Annotated in this window: 9 protein-coding genes and 1 tRNA gene; 1 reads left to right on the forward strand and 9 read right to left on the reverse strand. The window is 70.3% G+C overall.

The window, feature by feature from the left end; genetic code table 11:
* Positions 1–23 precede the first annotated feature (23 nt).
* The 4 genes from P8T65_RS19615 to P8T65_RS19630 are packed head-to-tail and all read right to left on the reverse strand — an operon-like array spanning position 24 to position 4928.
* A complete protein-coding gene (locus P8T65_RS19615) occupies positions 24–2261 on the reverse strand; it encodes an iron-containing redox enzyme family protein (protein ID WP_316726578.1) in 2238 nt (745 codons plus the stop codon).
* Entirely contained in the window at positions 2258–3229 is a 972-nt protein-coding gene (locus tag P8T65_RS19620) for a 3-oxoacyl-ACP synthase (protein ID WP_316726579.1), read from the reverse strand. The genes P8T65_RS19615 and P8T65_RS19620 overlap by 4 nt, the downstream gene beginning before the upstream one ends.
* Entirely contained in the window at positions 3226–4095 is an 870-nt protein-coding gene (locus P8T65_RS19625; RefSeq protein WP_316726580.1) for an isocitrate lyase/phosphoenolpyruvate mutase family protein, read from the reverse strand. Before P8T65_RS19625 ends, P8T65_RS19620 begins: the two co-directional genes overlap by 4 nt.
* Before the next feature lie 47 nt (positions 4096–4142).
* On the reverse strand, positions 4143–4928 hold the full coding sequence (locus P8T65_RS19630; RefSeq protein ID WP_316726581.1) for an alpha/beta fold hydrolase: 786 nt from the start codon (positions 4926–4928) through the stop codon (positions 4143–4145).
* A 483-nt stretch (positions 4929–5411) separates the two neighbouring features.
* On the opposite strand from P8T65_RS19630, the gene P8T65_RS19635 reads away from it, so the two are divergent.
* Entirely contained in the window at positions 5412–6266 is an 855-nt protein-coding gene (locus P8T65_RS19635) for a TrmB family transcriptional regulator sugar-binding domain-containing protein (protein ID WP_316726582.1), read from the forward strand.
* A gap of 139 nt (positions 6267–6405) precedes the next feature.
* Here P8T65_RS19635 and P8T65_RS19640 read toward each other — a convergent pair whose 3' ends face one another.
* The 5 genes from P8T65_RS19640 to tmk form a co-directional block, all read right to left on the reverse strand.
* Positions 6406–7368, reverse strand: coding sequence for a DMT family transporter (locus P8T65_RS19640; RefSeq protein WP_316726583.1), 963 nt, complete (start codon positions 7366–7368; stop codon positions 6406–6408).
* A gap of 552 nt (positions 7369–7920) precedes the next feature.
* Positions 7921–7997 (reverse strand) — tRNA-Thr (locus P8T65_RS19645).
* 123 nt (positions 7998–8120) lie between these two features.
* Positions 8121–9707, reverse strand: a complete 1587-nt coding sequence (locus P8T65_RS19650; RefSeq protein ID WP_316726584.1) for an alpha/beta hydrolase — start codon at positions 9705–9707, stop codon at positions 8121–8123.
* A 109-nt stretch (positions 9708–9816) separates the two neighbouring features.
* On the reverse strand, positions 9817–11022 hold the full coding sequence (locus P8T65_RS19655) for a DNA polymerase III subunit delta' (protein WP_316726585.1): 1206 nt from the start codon (positions 11020–11022) through the stop codon (positions 9817–9819).
* Between the two features lie 331 nt (positions 11023–11353).
* A complete protein-coding gene (tmk, locus tag P8T65_RS19660; RefSeq protein WP_316726586.1) occupies positions 11354–14674 on the reverse strand; it encodes a dTMP kinase in 3321 nt (1106 codons plus the stop codon).
* Positions 14675–14747: the final 73 nt, after the last annotated feature.

The raw sequence follows: 14747 nt of genomic DNA on the forward strand, positions 1-14747 counted from the left end.
GGGCGGTGGTTGTGCACGGAGGATCAGATGAGCAGGTCGACGTCGTCGGGCGGGGCGGGTGCGGAAGCGGCCGGCGTCCGCTCCTGTGCCCGTACCTGCTTGACCAGCTGATGTTCGACGAAGTAGGCGAAGGAGGCGTAGCCGCGCCAGATGCGGCGCCATTCCTGCTGGACGGCCGCGTCGCCGGAGTGGCGCCGCACGTCGTCGAGGTAGGAGACGATGATGTCGGCCGACTGCCGGGCGTGTCCGGCGGAGAAGTTGTCGATCGACAGATGCGCCTCCTCGTAGGAGACGTCGAACTTGTGGCGGCGCAGCTTCTGTATCTCGTGGAGCCGCATTTCCCCAAGGCCGAACATCTCGATACCCAGGTTGTAGCCGAGGATCTCGTTGTAGAACGTGTCGGGGAAGAGCGACAGGCAGACCTGATGGATGGAGAACCCGTAGAGGTGGTCGGGGAGGTCTCCCTGTTCGAGGAATTCCGGCTGCCGGATGTGCGGCAGGTGGATGTCCATGCTGGCGAGAACCTGGTGGATGAGCGTGATGTGGTTCTTGGTGACGTCGCCGCGGCCCATTTCGTCGGCGTAGATCCCGAACAGCATGGCGTCGCTCTGCCGGTGGTTGCGACCGAGGTTGCCGATGCGGTGCGCCCAGCTGCCGTCGATGAGGCTGCCGAGTGCGAAGGTTGTCTGCTCGAAGATGACCTCGTCGCGGTCGGGGATCTCGGTGAGCGGCTGGTAGGGGTCGACGAGCTTGTCCCAGTAGACGCGCTCGACGCGCTCCATGAGCCCCTCGGGCGTGTAGTCGAAGTACTCGGCGTTGGTGAGTCGTCCGCCGGCGCCGTGCGTGAAGAGGATTTCCGCGTCGGTGAGGCCCGCCTCGGCCCGGTCCCGGGCGGTGGCCAGGATGTGGGGGTACTGCTCGACGTTGACGACGCGGTGGAACAACCGCCGGTCGTCCAGCCCGCTTTCGGCGTCGGCGATGACGACGTCCTCAGGTGCGGTGCGGCGCAGGGCCTCGGCCCAGGCGTCGGCCCGGTCGTCTCCCGCGGTGTTGGCGGCGAAGTCGAGATCGGCGGGTTCGCCGGCTTCGACGGCGTGCGCCCATGCCGTGAAGGTGGCCGCCTCGCGCTCGTCGAAGATGCCGAACATCGGGCCGCCGAACTTGATGGACTTCAGGAACCGGCAGGTTCCGTCACGGCCGGGCCTCAGCTGCCGCGAGGCTCGGAATTCGGCGATGAACGCGGCCAGGTCGACGGGTTCGGAGCCGAGCCAGTCGGACAGCAGCCGGTCGCCCATGCGGACGCTGCGGTGCTGGCGGCCGGCGAACGGCGCGTGGCGGGCCACGATCTGCGCGACCCTGGCGTCCAGGGAGAGTCCCTCGTGCCAAGCGGCCAGTTCGGTGAGCAGGGCGGTGTGCTCCCGCTCCAGCCTCAGGACGAGGGCGATCGCGGCGAGCGTGCGGCGGCGGTCCGCGTCCCCGGTCGGTGACTGGTCGGTGAGCGAGAGGTAGTCGGCGAGGACGGTACGGGCCTCCGCCTCCGGCAGGTGCGGCTCGGTGCCCAGGAGCAGGTCGTCGATGCCCAGCGCGGCCATGGCGTAGTGCACGCCGACCACTTCCGGCAGGAAGGAGGCCGGCAGCCGGGAGAGGGCGAGGTGGAAGGAGGCGTGCAGGACGGTCAGCGGGCGGGCCGAGGCCTGCCGGAGGAAGTCCGCGGCCTCGATCTCGGGCAGGTGGACGCCCAGTTCGGTCAAGGCACGTCGGCGACGAGCCTGCTGCCCACGCTGCGGGATGCCTTCACCCTGCAGGAGGAAGTGCTGGCCGAACAGGCGGTTGACGATGACGGACGGCTGGGTGGCGGCCTGCGAGACGGTGTCGAGCCAGCAGCCGCCCAGCAGTGCGAGAGGGGCGCGCTGGCGCAGTACGAGCTCGCGCGTCTCGGGGGCGGCCTCGCGCAGCGCGATGAGGTACGGCGCGAGCTCGGTGCGGGTCCGCTCCAGCCACACGGCGATGGCGTCGGCGTCCGTGCGGGGCTGCGCCGACGACTCCGAATGCGCTGCGGTGAGGAACGCCTCCAGGATGCGGCGGGAGACGAGCAGCGTGGTCTCGCTCTCCTGGTCACCCAGTAACTGCCGGAAGATATCGGCGGGCTCCCCGGCGATGACCGCGGCGGCCTCCTCGGCGGCTTTCGGGCTGAAGTGGAAAGGGGCACGGGGCAGCGAGGTGGTCAGGTCGGGAAGGCGGAATCCGGTGTGTACGTTCATCGAAGCTCCCGGGTTTCGGTTGCCGCCACCTCGGATGCCGGCGCGGTGGGCAGCTTGCGCAGCAGCACGCCGACCCGGACGCCGGGCACGCTTGCCGCCAGCAGGTAGTGGCCGTCGTCCCGCAGTTGCCCGGCCGTGGCCCGGTCCGCGAGGTTGATGAGCGGATCGGCGGCGAAGCAGTGGCCGATGCGGGGGATGTTGTCCAGGAACAACTGCTCTTTGGTGAACCCGGCCTGACGTTCCTTGAGCACGACGATGGGCTTGTAGAGGTTGAGGTGCAGGACACCGTCGATGTCGCCGATCTTCATGTCGGCGGCGTCGAGGATGCGTTCGTTGACCGCGCGGGCGAGGTCCGAGCTGATCTCGTTGGTCCACTCCAGGGCCCGGGGGTCCTGCGCGGATGCCCCGGCCACGATCTCGTAGCCGTCCTGGCCCTGGGGAACGTCGCTCACCAGGGCGGCGGCGGCGCCGTCGCTGAACAGGGCGAAGTTCTCCATCCGCACCGATTCGTCGGAGACCCGGTCGGTGGTGACGACCAGCACCGTGCGGTGGTGTCCGGCGGCCACGAGCGCCTGTGCGGTGCGCAAGCCCACCAGGAGGTTGGTGCAGCGGTTGAGGGTGATGCCGGTGAACGCGGCGTTGTCCAGGCCGAGCCCTGACATCACGGTCTCGACGAACTTTCCATGGGTACGCGGGCCACCGGGGAAACGGGTGGAGCACAGCACGAGGCAGTCGATGGACGCGGGGGCGGTCCCGGCGGCGTTCAGCGCCGCCAGACCGCTGCGCACGGCAAGGGTCTCCAGGCTCTCGTCCGTGCGCCTGACGCTGCCCCAGCCCCACAGCGATGCCCTGGGAGGCATGCCGAACTCCCGGGCCTTGCGGGGCAGGTCCTTGACCGATGTGTGGTCGGCCTCGGTTTCGCCGAGGACGTAGCGGGGAGCGGACAGATGTACCTGTGCGACATTCACGGTGCGGTATCACTCTCCGGGTCGGCCGGTCGGGCCGGCGCCATCATCGCGTTGGCATCGGGGTACGGGACGGCTCCGGCCCCGAACCCGAAGGTGCCGAAGTCACGGATCTCCTTCGCCGCGCGGACGACCGCACCGAGCGCGGCCCGGGACAGCGCCGAGCCGACGCTGATCCGTCGCACACCCAGGGCGCCCAGCTCGGCCACGGTCAGGGGCAGTGCAGGCGAACCCATCAGCACGTTGACCGGGCGTCCGACGGAGGAGCACACCGCGCGGATCGCGTCGGCGTCCGGCAGCGCGGGCGCGTAGAGCACATCGGCGCCGGCCTCCTCGTACGCCTTCAGTCGGCGGATGGTGTCCGGCAGGTCAGGCCTGCCCTGGAAGAAGTTCTCGGCCCGCGCGGTCACGGTGAAGGGGAAGTCGAACTCCCTGGCGGCGGAAACGGCTGCGGCCACGCGCTCGACGGCCTCCGCCAGAGGGCGTACGGGGTCGTCGGCGCGGCCGGTGGAGTCCTCGATCGAGCCGCCGACCAGGCCCGCAGCGGCGGCGCGCCGGATGGTCTCGGCGACCTCCTCCGGCGTGTCACCGAATCCGCTCTCCAGGTCCGCGGTCACCGGCAGGGTGGTGGCGGCGACGATCGACCTGGCGTTGTCGAGGACGTGCTCACGAGTGAGAGAGCCGTCGGGCAGGCCGCGACCGTGGGCCAGGCCCGCGCCGGTGGTGGCGAGCGCGGAGAAACCGAGCCCGGTCAGGACATGTGCGGTGCCCGCGTCCCACGGGTTGGGGACGACGAAGGGGTGGGGGCCCTGATGGAGCTTGTGGAAGGTGACGGCCCGTCGGTACTGGTCGGTGGCGGACTGGCTCATGGTCGTATTCCCTCTGCGGTGCTCGTGAGGCGGGTGTGAGGCACTGCTCAGATAACCTCAACATGCGTGCTGCCAGGCGGATTCGCGCCACGATCGGCGCTGAGGAGCGACCGGAAGACATCGGTGACGGCACTGGGCTCGCCGTCGAAGTAGAAGTGGCCGCCGACAGCCCAGTGCCGGGCCGGCTCGTCGGCGCATTCGCGCGCCCAGGGTTCGAGCCCTGCCTCTTTGACGTGCGGATCGTCGGCTCCGTTGATGAGGGTGACGGGCACGGACAGCGGAGTGCCCGGCCGGTAGACGTACTGGGCGACCATGCGGAAGTCGGCCTTCAGATTCGGCAGCAACAGCTCCTGCAATGCCTCGTCGGCGACCACTTCGGGCGGCAGCCCGCCGAAGAAGCCCACGGCCTCGGTGAACGCACGGCCCTCCAGGCGCGCGGTCTCCACCACGCGCCTGCTGGGCAGCAGCGCGGGCGCCGAGCAGCCGGAGGCGACCAGGTGGCGGCAGTCGGGCAGGCCACCGAGACGGCGTGCGACCTCGAAGGCCAGGACCGCGCCGAAGCTGTGTCCGAAGAGGACGAAGGGCCGGTCAGCGGTGGCGACGATGGCGGCGGCCGCACCGTCGGCGAGCTCCATCACGTCAGTGGCAGAGGGTTCTTGGTATCGGGGGCCACGGCCCGGAGGGCAGACGGCGACAATCTCGGCGTCGTCTCCCATGCACCTCTGCCAGCCGACGAACGAGCGCGGGTTTCCTCCCGCGTGGGGGAAGCAGTAGATGCGGGCAGCGCACTCCGACACTGCCGAGGCACGCAGAAACCACGGAGAATGATTCACAGGAATGTACCGATCTCTCGCATCTTGGAGCGGTCAGGCAGCCGGCTGCGGACCGGTCACATTCCAGCCGACGTCGGCGAACGTGACAGCGCCGGCCAGGTGGGGGGAGTCCAGGCTCAGGAGGGCGCAGACCCTCACTGCTGCCACCAGAACACCGGTGGCAACAGCGAATCCGACGCAGACTACGAACGAAGACCGTCCGGGCATACGGGAGGGTAAAGAACTCGACAACATGTGCCCATGCCTCTCTAACCAAACGTGCACGCAGGGATCGAGGAGATTGTCTGGAGGATGGCAAGGCGGCGCGCCCAACACCAACCGCTGAGGTGACCACGGCTCGAACTGATCACCTGGCTTCAATCTTCCTTGCCTCGAGCCCGGATTGCAGATTTAGGATGGCTCAGGTTTCTGCACCACCGAAAGCCGAGGGACCCATTTAAGAAAAATCCATCCATAACGGACATGCGGGGGGTGAGTGCCGTCATGGCATCAATCGAGCAGCCAAATAAGGAGACACCGGAGCGATTCGAGAGCGAAGCGGCTACGCGACAGGAGGGGCCGGAGGGCGCACTGCGATCCATTGCCGAACAGTTGGACACTCTTTCTCGACTAACCTCTGGCCACCTCGTTGACATCAACAGAACGAAGAAGTCAATGAGTGCGTCAATTTCCGAAGAACCCCGCATCGAATACCTACACGGGTTTGACGCGATCAACTCAGCCATCGGCGACGCACTCAACAGCGCACAGCAGGAAATACTGACCGCGCAACCCGATGGCCCCCGCCCGGGCCAGGTTCTGGAAAACGCCCTGGAGTCTGTACGCCATCACATCGAGACCGGGGTCACGATGCGTACGCTCTATCAGCACACTACGCGTTTCGATGAGGCGACGAAGAACTACGTGCGGACGGTCACCGAATACGGAGTAAGAGTACGGACCCTGGCAGAATTCTTCGACCGTCTCATCATCATCGACGACTCAGTGGCATTTATTTCCGCCAACGAGAGTCGAACCATGGGACTGGCAATCAGGGAACCAGCGATCGTACGCTTCCTCAAGGACACCTTCGAACGCTCCTGGGACCGCGCGAAGTCCTTCCCGTTCGTCCCCCTGCACGCCGCGAGGGCGGCCGAGGACGTCGTCCCGTCGCTGCGCGAGTCGATCAGCAGACTCCTCATCGGCGGCTACTCGGACAAGCGGATCGCGCGCCGCCTCGGCATCAGCGAACGCTCGTTGCAGGGGCATATCGCGGTGATGAAGCAGCAGTCGGGGGCGAACACGCGGCTGCAGCTCGGCTATCTGCTGGGCAGGGACGAGACCACGCTCGTGCTGTGAGGACCCTGCGGTCAGCACCACAAGGCAAGCACGCCCCCGGAGGGCAAGGGAACTCCGGGGGCGCTCGTACATATGCGGGGAGGCGGGGGCGAGGACCGTCCATGTCCTCCGCTGACACTCAGGGTGCGCTGCGCTCAGGTCAGCGCGTCGGCTCCGCCGAGGAAGCCGGAGTGCCGTCCCGCGCCGGCGGGGCAGACGGCGGCGCCTGAGAAGCGCGGCCGGGGCGCAGCCGTGAGACGGCCACGCCGCCCAGGCAGACGGCGCCACCCAGGAGCGTGACCCAGCCGGGCACTTCCTCCAAGGCGATCCAAGAAATGAGAATGACGACCGCCGGCACAGCGTAGGTGGTCGCGCCCAGCCGCCCTGCGGTGGTCCGCGACAGCGCGTAGGCCCAGGTACTGAACGCCAGGGCAGTTGGGAACAAGCCCAGATAGACGACGTTGAGGACCGCTGAGAGCGGTGCTGCGGACAGATCCGAGACGAGTTGCCCAGTGAACGGCAAACATGCGACGGTGCCGATGAGGCAGCCGAACGTCGTCACCTGCATCGGTGTGGCATGCCGCAGCGCGGGCTTCTGCGACACCACGCCCGCCCCGTAGGCGAAGGCCGCCAGCAGGCACAGCCCCACACCCAACACCGATGACGAACCGCCGCCGGACGTGGAGAAGCCCACCACGACCGCGCCCACGAATGACACTCCCATGCCGGCAAGCAGCAGGGGCGGGAACCCTTCCTTGAGCAACCAGCCGCCCAACAGCGCGATCACCATGGGTCCGATGTTGACGACCATGGCGGCAGTGCCGGCGTCAACCTTCTGCTCGCCCCAGTTCAACGCCACCATGTAGCACCCGAACCAGAGCACTCCGGAGCATATGATCCCGGGCCATGCCTTGCGCGGCGGTATACCGCCGCGCTTGACCACCAGAACGCACACCAACGCGAGGGAGCCTGTCGCAAGCCGCCCGAGGGCCAGGGCTCCGGGTCCGAAATAGTCCGCCGACGCACGAATGGACACAAAGGCCGAAGCCCATAAGACGACCGTGACCGAGGCGGCAAGCAGGGCGCCACGGTCCATTTCGGAACGCTTGCTCAATGGGTTCATGCGAGCGATCTAACCATGTGCAGGGGGCATCAAACGGACCGACGCCGGATGCTGCGGATCAGTACTCCAACCTGTCTTCGCAGCACGGCCCCGGGTCACCACCCGTGCAGCGAAGGCAGCCTGGTGCGCAATACGTGACCGCCGACCGTACCCCGAAGCACATCGGCATCACCTTGGGGACAGCAGGGATGGTTTCGCGAGACCCGGAGCCGGATACGACTTCTGCCTAAACCGGACAGTCCCCACCACGCCTATCACCCCATCAGAGACCGGTGGATTCCACTCATCGGCCCAGGGCGGCAGGAGCCCCTGATGGAGTGTCACGCACGGCTGTCCACCGCTTGTCCACCGGGACCCTTTGCGCAAGCCTGGCCCATCCCCACGAGGCAACTAAAAGACCAGGTCAGAGCCTTAGATCGTCGATCTCGTCACAGAGCCAAACCTCCGACCTACGCATTACGATGCACAGACGAACAGTGCCCGATTTACTGAGATTCCAAGGTCATCTAAAATAAGAAACCCCAGGTCAGAGGCTTGACCTGGGGTTTCCCTTGGAGCCGCCTTCGGGATTCGAACCCGAGACCTACGCATTACGAGTGCGTTGCTCTGGCCATCTGAGCTAAGGCGGCGCGCTGTCCGCACCATGGTGCGATCAGCAACGTCGGTAAGTCTACACAGTTTCGGGGGTGCTCCGAACCACGGGTCGGAGCACCCCGGGATCGCCCCGGCCCGACCGGCCCGGGTGTCGATGATCAGGACGCTGAGCAGCGCTTTCCGTCGGTCGGGGGTGTGCCGCGGAGCAGGTACGTGTTGATCGCGGAGTCGATGCACGCGCTGCCGCGGCCGTAGGCGGTGTGGCCGTCGCCGTCGTAGGTGAGGAGGCGGGCGGAGGAGAGCTGGGAGGCGAGGGCCTGGGACCAGCGGTACGGGGTGGCGGGGTCACGCGTGGTGCCGACGACGACGATGGGGGCGGCGCCCTTCGCCTCGATGCGGTGCGGCCCGCCCGTCGGCCCCACCGGCCAGTACGCGCAGTTCAGGGAGGCCCACGCCAGAGCCCGGCCGAACACCGGGGATGCCTTCTCGAACTCGGGGAGGGCCCGTTCCACCGCCTCGGGGGTGTCGTAGGCGGCCGGGAGGTCCAGGCAGTTCACGGCGGCGTTGGCGTACATCAGGTTGGAGTAGGTGCCGTCGGGCGCGCGTTCGAAGTAGCTGTCCGAGAGTGCGAGCAGGCCGGCGCCGTCGTCGTTCTTGACCGCCTCGGTGAGCGCCCTGCGCAGCTGGGGCCAGGCACCCTCGTCGTACATCGCGGCGATCACTCCGGTCGTGGCCAGGGACTCGCCGAGCCGGCGCCCGTCGGCGTCACCGGTCGACAGCGGGCGCTCGTCCAGCCGCGCGAAGAGACCGCTCAGATTCTTGGCGACCTGCGCGGTCGTACGCCCCAGCACACAGTCCTTGCGCCCCACGCAGTCCTTCGCGAACGCCTGGAACGCCGTCTCGAACCCCGCCGTCTGCTCCTGATTGAGCCGACCGGCCGGCAGCGACGGGTCCAACGCGCCGTCCAGCACCAGCCGGCCGACCCGCTCCGGGAAGAGCCCCGCGTACGTCGCACCGAGGAACGTGCCGTACGAGGCGCCGACGTACGTCAGCTTCTCGTCGCCCAGCAGAGCCCGCAGGATGTCCATGTCCCGCGCGGCCTCGACCGTGGAGACGTGCCTCAGCAGCTTCGGCGACCGCTCCCCGCACCCCTCCGCGAACCGCTTGTACGCGGCGACCAGCCGGCCCTTCTCCGCCGTGTCGTCCGGGGTGAGATCGGTCTGCGTGTACGTGTCCATCTGGCGCCCGGTGAGACATTCGACCGGCTCGCTGCCGGCCACGCCCCTCGGATCGACGGCGACAATGTCGTACCGCGCCCGCACCTCGGCCGGGTAGCCGATGCCCGCGTACCTCTGCACATAGCCGACCGCCGAGCCGCCGGGACCACCCGGATTGACCAGCAGCGAACCGAGCCGCTCCCCCGGTCCGGTCGCCTTCCGCCGCGACACGGCCAGCCTGACGTCGCCCTCAGCCGGGTTCGCGTAGTCGAGGGGCGCCTTCATCGTGGCGCACTGGAAACCGGGGGTGTCGCAGCCCCGCCAGCTCAGCTTCTGCTCGTAGTACGGGGCCAGCGCCGACGGAGTCGTACGGGGCAGCGGGCCGAGGGCGGGCCCCCCGTCGACGGTCGTGGCCGCCGCACTGGAGTGACCGGAGGAGCAGCCCGCGACGAGCAGCGCGGCGGCCGCGAGCAACGCGCCGCCGGCCCGCAGGGACCGGTTCGGCCGGGAAGTACGCCTGGTGTGCATCTCGCGAGCCTAACCAGAACCGCTCAATTCATCACGAACAGCAACGAAGGCTCCTCGTACGAGTGACACGGTCAACAGACCGCGCCCCACCCCCATAGGCCGCCGCCCCTCACCCGGCACGCAGGCCCATCGTCATCGCCTCCACGGCCAGCAGGGGCGCCACATTGCGGTCCAACGCCTCTCTGCACGCCGCGATCGCGTCGATGCGCCGCAGCGTCGCCTCGGGCGTGCCTCCCCGCGCCAACCGCTCCAGGCTGTCCCGCACCTCGACATTGGCGAGCGGCACCCGGGAGCCCAGCTGCAGAGCCAGCACATCCCGGTAGAACCCGGTGAGCTCGGTCAGCGCGAGGTCCAGGCTGTCCCGCTGCGCCCGCGTACGCCGCCGCTTCTGCTTGTCCTCCAGGTCCTTCATCACCCCCGCCGTACCGCGCGGCATCCGCCCGCCCTGCACCGCGCCCAGCGCCGCCTTCAGCTCCTCGGTCTCCTTGGTGTCGACCTCCTCGGCCAGCTGCTTCGACTCCTCCGAGGCGGCGTCCACCAGCTCCTGCGCCGCCTTCAGGCACCCGCCGATGTCCTCGACCCGCAACGGCAGTTTCAGCACCGCGGCCCGCCTCTCCCGCGCCCGCGGATCGGTGGCCAGCCGCCGGGCCCGCTCGATGTGTCCCTGGGTCGCGCGCGCGGCAGTCGCCGCGACCTCCGGCTCGATGCCCTCCCGCCGTACGAGCATGTCCGCCACCGCGTCGACCGACGGGGTGAGCAGCCCGACGTGCCGGCATCGCGATCGGATCGTCGGCAGCACATCCTCCAACGACGGCGCGCACAGCAGCCACACCGTCCGAGGGGCGGGCTCCTCCACGGCCTTCAGCACGGCGTTCGCCGACTTCTCGTTCAGCCGCTCGGCGTCCTCGACGAGGATCACCTGCCAGCGGCCGTTCGCCGGCGACGTGAACGACTTCCGCACCGTGTCCCGCATGTCGTCGGCCAGGATCTGCGTGCCCACCGCCGCCACGGTGCTCACATCCGCGTGCGTCCCCACCAGCGCCGTATGACATCCGTCGCAGAACCCGCAGCCCGGGCTCCCGCCGAGCGCCCGGTCCGGACTGACACACTGCAACGCCGCCGCGAACGCCCGCGCCGCCGTCACCCGCCCCGACCCCGGCGGCCCCGTGAAGAGCCACGCGTGCGTCATCTTCGACGCCTCCGGAGGCGCGATCCCCTTCTCGGCCGCCGTGACGATCCCGTCCGCGTCCCGAGCGGCAGCGTCCAGCTGCGCACTCAGCCGCTCCTGCCCCACCAGGTCGTCCCACACAGCCATGCCCCACCACCTCCGTCACACAAAACCCTCACCGCGCCCCATTGTGCGCGACCCCACTGACAGCCAGCCCTGCACGCGGACCGCCACCCGCACCCACCCCCCACGGTCCGCCGCCCACACACGGAAGGGGCCGTGCCGGTGCCTCAGCCCGTCGCATACAGCGGCCCGAGAACCCGAAGGATCCACCCCCGGGCAGTAGGGCACCAAGCGACGGGCTGAGGCGCCGGCACGGCCCCGACCGCACCCGACCACCGGCGGAACGCGTACCGGCCGCACGCGCCCCACCGAAGCTCAGCCGCTCAGGCGGCTCAGCCGCTCAGCTCAGCTCCACTCAGCGGCGGCGCCGCCAGCCCCGTCCCTCATCGGCGTCGTCCTCGTCGTGCGACCCCAGCAACTCGTCCGCCAACGTGGGCAGATCGTCCAGCGGCGTCTCCTCGGCCCAGTCCGACCGAGGCCGCCGCCGAGGCACCCCCTGCTCATCGACCTGCGGCAGCTCCCGCGTCCGATCCACGGCGTCCGACCCGTCCGCCCCGCCAGCCGCGGGCCGCTCGTCCCGGAAGAATCCCGGCGGCGCCAAGTCGTCCCGCACCGGCGGCAGCACAGCCGTCTCGTCGGCCGCCCCCGAAGGCACCGGCGGCAGCACCGCGGTCTCATCCTCCGCGGCAGCCCCCGAAGTCGGCACCGGCGGCGCCGACGGCACCGACGGCTTCGGCAGCTTCGCCGTCGTCTCGGAGTCGGCCCCGGACGCGTCCCGCACGGGCGGCAGCACAGCCGTCTCATCCACCGGCCCACCGGACGCGTTCGTCGGCGTCACCAACGGCGTAGCCACAGTCACCGCGTCATCGCCGGCCCCAGACGCGGCACCCGCACCCGCACCGGAGCCTGACCCGGCGGACCCGGACCCAGCCGCGTCCCCACTCCCCCGCTCAGCCGCAACGCGCGCAGCCTCCGCCGCGGCCGCGACCCGCTCCGCCTCAGCCTTCCGGTCGGCCTCGGCCCGCTCCGCCGCGGCGCGCTCCGCCTCCGCCGCGACCGCCGCCGCCCGCTCGGCCTCCGCCGCGGCGGCCACCCGCCGGGCCTCCTCGGCCCGCAGCAACGCCTCCTCGGCCTTCCGCTGCTTCTCCAGGCGCCGCGCCTCCGCCTCGGCCCGCAGCCGCTGCTCCTCCGCGGCCTGCTGACGACGCCGTTCCTCCTCGACCCGACGCCGTTCCTCCGCCTCGGCTCGCGCCTTCTCCTCCGCGAGGAGCCGCGCCTGCTCCTCCTCGGCTCGGCGACGCGCTTCCTCGGCCCGCTGCCGGGCCTCCTCCGCCTGCCGCTCCGCCTCGCGCCGCTGAGCCTCTTCCAGCTCGCGCCGCTTGCGCTCCTCCTCCTCGGCCCGCAGCCGCGCGAGCTCCTCCTGGCGCTCGCGCTCCAGCCGTTCCTCCTCGGCCTTGCGTGCGGCCTCTTCCTCGGCCTTGCGCCGGGCTTCCTCCTCGGCCTTGCGCCGGGCCTCCTCCTGCGCCTTCACCTCGGCCTCGGACAGCGGCAGCATCATGTCGAGCCGGTGCCGGACCACGGTCGTCACCGCCTCGGGGTCCTGCGCGGCGTCCACCACCAGGTAGCGCCCGGCATCGGCGGCGGCCAGCGTCAGGAATCCCGCCCGCACCCGCTCGTGGAACTCGGCCGGCTCGGACTCCAGCCGGTCCGGCGCCTCGGTGAACCGCTCGCGCGCGGCCTCCGGCGACACGTCCAGCAGCACCGTCAGGTGCGGCACGAGTCCGTCGGTCGCCCACCGCGAGATCCGGGCGATCTCGGTCGGCGAGAGGTCCCGCCCGGCCCCCTGATAGGCGACGGACGAGTCGATGTACCGGTCCGAGATGACCACCGCGCCCCGCTCCAGCGCGGGCCGCACCACGGTGTCCACGTGCTCGGCACGGTCCGCCGCGTACAGCAGCGCCTCGGCGCGATGGGACAGACCGGCCGACGACACATCGAGCAGGATCGACCGCAGCCGCTTCCCCACCGGAGTCGCCCCCGGCTCGCGCGTCACCACGACCTCGTGCCCCTTGGCCCGGATCCACTCGGCGAGCGCCTCGACCTGGGTGGACTTCCCGGCGCCGTCCCCTCCCTCCAGGGCGATGAAGAACCCGGAGGCCGCAGGCGCCTGCACCGGGTCGTCGCCCTTGAGCAACGCGTCCCGCAGGTCCTGCCGCAGCGGCACCCCGGACCGGTCGTCGACCTTGGCGAGCACCAGCGCGGCGACCGGCAGCAGCAACGCCCCCACCAGCATCAGCGTGAACGCCGCACCGCCGTGCGCGAAGACGAACTTGCCGCTCTCCAGCCGGTGCGGTCCGATGACGGCCGCGACCAGCGGAGCGACGAGCACCGCCAGCGCCACGAACACGCGTACGACAGCGTGCAGATGCTCGGTGGTCCGGGCCCGGCGGGATTCCCCGGCCTCCTGATCGAGCAGCGTGTGCCCGGTGTTGGCGGCGATTCCCGCACCGGCACCGGCGAGCCCCAGGATGAGCACGGCGCTCGTGACGTCCGGCGTCAGACCGGCGGCGAGCAGCGCGACTCCGGTGAAGGCGATCGCGAGAGCGAGCAGCCGGCGCCGGGACAGCGAGGGCAGCACGGACGGGCCCCGACGGATCCCGACGACCACGCCACCCGTCAGCGCGGTGACGAACAGCCCGTACATCACCGGCCCGCCGCCCAGGTCCTTGGCGTGCAGCACGGCGACGGCGACCGCGGCGGCGACCGCGCCCGCGACGGCCCCGCAGGCCGGCACCAGCAGCGGGATCGCGCCCGTGCGGCCCTTGTCGACACCGGCGCCGGTCTTGGGCCGACGCAGCCCCTCCAGCGGCGACCGCGCGCGGGGGGTACGCGTCTTGGGCAGGTCGAGGAAGGTCACGACCGACAGCGAGGCGGCGAAGAGCCCGGCGGCGACGTACGAGGCGAGCGCGGCCTGGTGCTGCCCGAACCAGTCGAGACCCGCGCCCAGCAGGTTGTTGAGCAGCGAGGCGACGACGAGCACGGCGGCCGCGAGGGGCACGGCCACGAATCCGGTACGCAGGGACAGGCGCCGCAGCGCGTCCATGTGGTCCGGCAGCGGCCGTACGGTCGCGCCCTCCAGCGGCGGCGCGGGCAGCAGCGCGGGGGCCGCGCTCTCGCGGCAGACGGTCCAGAACCGCTCGGCGACACCGGCGACGAACACGGTGACCAGCAGCACCGCGAGCGCGTTGTCCGGCGTCCAGTCGATCCACAGGGGCGCGACGATCAGCAGCAGGACCCGCAGCCCGTCCGCGCCGACCATGGTCCAGCGGCGGTCGAGCGGACCGTCCTGCGAGGTCAGGGAGGTGAGCGGCCCGAGGAGTACGGCACCGAAGAGCAGGGTCGCGAGGACGCGCGTCCCGAAGACGACCGCGACCGTCAGGGCCACGCCCCGGTACCCGCCGCCGAAGGCGCCCTCGGCGATCGCCGCCTGGAAGGCCAGGAGCACCAGCACGAACAGCGCGAGCACATCGCCCACGCCGCCCACGAGCTGTGCGCTCCACAACCGTTTCAGCTGGGGCCGGCGCAGCAGCGCCCGGACGGCGCGCTCCCTGGAGTCGGCTGCCAGGGCGTCGTCGGGGGCCGGGTTGTGGGCCGTCGGCTGCTCGGCTCGCATCATGCTTTCAGCCTATCGGCCCGCACCGACACCCAGAAGCAGCGCCCGAGCGCACACACACTTCGACACCAAGTCG

Source organism: Streptomyces sp. 11x1 (assembly GCF_032598905.1).
GTDB lineage: Bacteria > Actinomycetota > Actinomycetes > Streptomycetales > Streptomycetaceae > Streptomyces.

Bases quoted from the DNA above. Each gene is read 5' to 3' on its own strand.
- P8T65_RS19615 (WP_316726578.1), bottom strand. From the start codon at position 2,261: ATGAACGTACACACCGGATTCCGCCTTCCCGACCTGACCACCTCGCTG.
- P8T65_RS19625 (WP_316726580.1), bottom strand. From the start codon at position 4,095: ATGAGCCAGTCCGCCACCGACCAGTACCGACGGGCCGTCACCTTCCAC.
- P8T65_RS19635 (WP_316726582.1), top strand. From the start codon at position 5,412: ATGGCATCAATCGAGCAGCCAAATAAGGAGACACCGGAGCGATTCGAG.
- P8T65_RS19640 (WP_316726583.1), bottom strand. From the start codon at position 7,368: ATGAACCCATTGAGCAAGCGTTCCGAAATGGACCGTGGCGCCCTGCTT.
- P8T65_RS19650 (WP_316726584.1), bottom strand. From the start codon at position 9,707: ATGCACACCAGGCGTACTTCCCGGCCGAACCGGTCCCTGCGGGCCGGC.
- P8T65_RS19655 (WP_316726585.1), bottom strand. From the start codon at position 11,022: ATGGCTGTGTGGGACGACCTGGTGGGGCAGGAGCGGCTGAGTGCGCAG.
- tmk (WP_316726586.1), bottom strand. From the start codon at position 14,674: ATGATGCGAGCCGAGCAGCCGACGGCCCACAACCCGGCCCCCGACGAC.